Here is a 3,220-nt window from a genome sequence, read left to right on the forward strand (position 1 = left end):
GGCGGCCGTCACCGCGCCCGCGATGCAGGTCGGCAGGCCGAGCTGCCAGTCCCGCGCCGACGCCGCCATCAGCGCCGCCGCCGTCAGCACGATGCCCGCCGCCGCGATGCGCCCGCCGGTGCCGAGCCGCGGGATGTCGATCTCCGTCGCGATCGTCTGCCGCAGGGCGGCGCGCTGCGTCAGCCACAGCGCGGCGAACGTCGCCAGAATCGCCGCCGCCGACGGCAGCGCATAGCGCGGCAGCCAGTCGAGCAGCGGCGGCATGTGGCTGCCGTAGATCACCAGGTTGGCGGGGTTGGAGATCGGCAGCACGAACGACGCGGCGTTGGCGATGAAGGCGCAGACCAGCAGATACGGCAACGGGTTCTCGGCCTCCGCCGCGCGCACCACGGCGGCGACCGCCGGCGTCAGCACCACCGCCGTCGCGTCGTTGGACAGGAACGCGGTGACCACGGTGCCGACGCCGTAGATCAGCACGAACAGGCGCCGCCCCGATCCGCCGGCCGCCCGCGCCGCATGCGCCGCGAGCCAGTCGAACAGCCCCTCGCGCCGCGCCACCTCGGCCAGCAGCATCATGCCGATCAGGAACAGATAGACGTCGGTGCCCTTGGCCACGCCGCGCCACGCATCCGCCGCCGGCAGCAGCCCGGCCAGCACCAGCAGCGCCGCGCCCGCGACGGCCCAGATCGCCTCCGGCAGGCCCCAGGGCCGCAGGATCACGCCGCCCGTCGCGAGCGCCGCGATGCCCCACGTCATCGTCATCGTATTCACCACGCGCGGCCGTTGCGGTTCGGCCCGAGCTGCGTCCCGGCGATGTGTTTCTCCGGCCACGCGCCGACCGCGTCGCGGTCGCTGCCATCGGCGTGCGGGGCGCGCAGCAGGTGCCGCCCGGCGGGATCGACCAGCACGGTGATCGTCTCCTCGCCCGCCTGACCCGCCGCGTCCTCGGCGCGCACCGTCAGCCTGTGCAGTCCGTCCGCGACCCCGCCGAGACCAAGCCGCCCGGTCCACCGCGTCCCGTCGTCCGGCGCGGGCAGCAGCGGCAGCGGATCGCCGGCGCCGAGCCGCGCCGTCACCCGCGTGACCGAAGTCGCGCCCCACACCTTGGCGCGCACGTCGACCCACGGCCCGGACAGGACCTGATCATGCGCGGCGGGGCGGGTGATGAGGCGATGGTCGGCCGGCCCGGTGATCAGCACCAGCGGCCAGCCGCCGCCGAGCGGGGCGAATCGCCAGCTCACGATGCCGCCGTCGATCGCCGCGACGGAGAACCCCGGCGGCCCTTCCTCGACCTGTCCGATGGAGCGCGTCGCCGCATAGATCGTCCGTCCGTCGTTGGCGAGTTCGTTGTAGTGGGTGTGGCCCATGTCGATGCAGGCGACGTGGTGGCGCGCGAGCAAAGTGCGCAGCCGGTCGCCGCCCGCGCGCAGGTCGGCGGGATAGGCGTGCATGAACAGCGCCACGCCCTCGCCGGCCGCGGTCGCGTCGATCACCTCCGCCTCAAGCCAGTCGAGTTGCGCCCCGTCGAGCCGGAAATCGAGGCCGCCGCCGCCCGCCGAGACGATGTCGAGGAACAGGCAGCGATGCCCGGCAACGCGCGTCGCATACGGAAGCGGTCGCGCGCCGAGTTCGCGGTAGAAGCCGTCGAGCCTGCGGGTGGCGAAGTCGTGATCGCCCGGGATCACATGCGTGGGAATGCGCAGCCGGTCGAGGCACGCGCGCACCAGGGCGAATTGCGCGTCGGTGCCGCCATCCGCGTTGTCGCCGGGCAGGTAGGCGAAGTCCACGGCGCCCGCGAGATGGCGGTTGGCCATGTCGATGAGGGCGAGGAAGTCGCGATGGTTCTCCGCCTGCGCCACGGTGATGTGCAGATCACCGAAGTGCAGCCAGGTGACGACGGCGTCGGACGCCGGCATGCGTTTGCTCCGCTGGGGCTGGCAGCGCGGCCGAAAAGCGGCCGCCTGCCGTTTAGCAATCGAGAACGGTCAAGGTTCCGACCCGGTCCCGCCGGGCCGATAAAAAGTCACGGTTGCGGCGCCGGCCGTGGAGCCGGAGGTGGGGGTGGCGGCGGCCCGCGCCGCGGCCCTCCGGCCGGCCCCGCGACCTGCACGAGCGCGTCGGGCGCGGTGCCGATCGCCTGCGCGTCGATCGAGCGGCCATACCGGCCGGTCGCGGCATAGCCCTGCGCCACCAACGTTCGACCGGGTGCCAGATAGGCGGACAACTTCGCGGCCTGATCGGGCGGCAGATGCACCTGCGTGCCGTCGTCAAGCAGCGCGCCGTTCATGTCGCCGCGCGGGCCATAGAGCGCTTCCCGCACCCGGCCCTGCACCTGCAGCCATTGCGATCCCATCGCCAGCGGCTGCGGCGGCGTCGCGGGCGGGCCGGCATCGACCACGCCGCGCCCGCTCGCGTCGTCGGTCAGCGACAGCGCCTGCACCAGCGGCAGCGCCTGCGCCCGCAGCCCGCGGAACGTCACCGCGTCCCCCGGCTTGACCGCCGCGACCAGCTGGGCCCCCAGATGCGGCGGCAGATGCACCTGCGTGCCGTCCGACAGGATGACGCCGTCCACGTCGCCGCGCGGTGTCAGGCTGTACTGCGCCACGGTGCCGTGCATCGCCGGCAGCTGGTTCGGATCATAGGTCGCGACCGGCTGCCCCAGGGTCCGGCCGACCACGACGATCGCGGCGCCGGCCATCAGCACCGCGCCGAGCGGCTTCATCACACGGGGTGACAGGAATCGGTTCATCGGGTCCTCCGTACGCCGCACAGGGCGGCCGGGACACGTATTGCCAGCGGCGTGCCACCGCCAGATCGTTGAAAAGCCAGAGATTTCAGCCGGCGCGACCGGGTCCGTCGTCCGCTTCGGCGACACCGTCCGTCACCTCGCCGGACAGGTCGGGGCGAGGGCGGGCGAGCAGCCGATACAGGTGCTGCCGGCTGATGCCGAGGCGTTCGGCCGCCTGCGTCCGGTTGCCGGCGGCCTCCGCCAATGCCCGTCGCAGCAGCGCCCGCTCCAGCCGCTCCGTCGCTTCGGGCAGCGTCAGCCCGGCCCAGGACGGCGGCAGCGCGTCTTCGTCCGCCGGCGCCTCCCCGTCGCCGAGGAAAGCCAGGTCGGCGGCGGCCACGACCGGCCGGCGGAGCAGCGTCGCGACGCGCTGCATGGCGTTGACCAGCTCGCGCACGTTGCCCGGCCACGGATGGGCCAGCAGCCGCGCCG

At 73.7% G+C, this 3,220-nt stretch carries 4 protein-coding genes; all 4 read right to left on the bottom strand.

Annotation, left to right across the window (positions count from 1 at the left end):
• Positions 1 to 774: SLC13 family permease (locus B8460_RS12125; RefSeq protein WP_241771178.1), on the bottom strand; the 774-nt coding region annotated here is incomplete at its 3' end.
• Positions 768 to 1,916: a metallophosphoesterase family protein gene (locus tag B8460_RS12130; RefSeq protein ID WP_048861862.1), complete on the bottom strand. Its 1,149-nt coding sequence runs from the start codon at positions 1,914 to 1,916 to the stop codon at positions 768 to 770. The genes B8460_RS12125 and B8460_RS12130, both read right to left, overlap by 7 nt.
• Positions 1,917 to 2,023: 107 nt before the next feature.
• On the bottom strand, positions 2,024 to 2,749 hold the full coding sequence (locus B8460_RS12135) for a hypothetical protein (RefSeq protein WP_199445631.1): 726 nt from the start codon (positions 2,747 to 2,749) through the stop codon (positions 2,024 to 2,026).
• Between the two features lie 85 nt (positions 2,750 to 2,834).
• Positions 2,835 to 3,220: helix-turn-helix domain-containing protein (locus tag B8460_RS12140; protein WP_048861863.1), on the bottom strand; the 386-nt coding region annotated here is incomplete at its 5' end.

Origin of the sequence: Acidisphaera rubrifaciens HS-AP3, from assembly GCF_000964365.1 — a bacterium.
Lineage (GTDB): Bacteria > Pseudomonadota > Alphaproteobacteria > Acetobacterales > Acetobacteraceae > Acidisphaera > Acidisphaera rubrifaciens.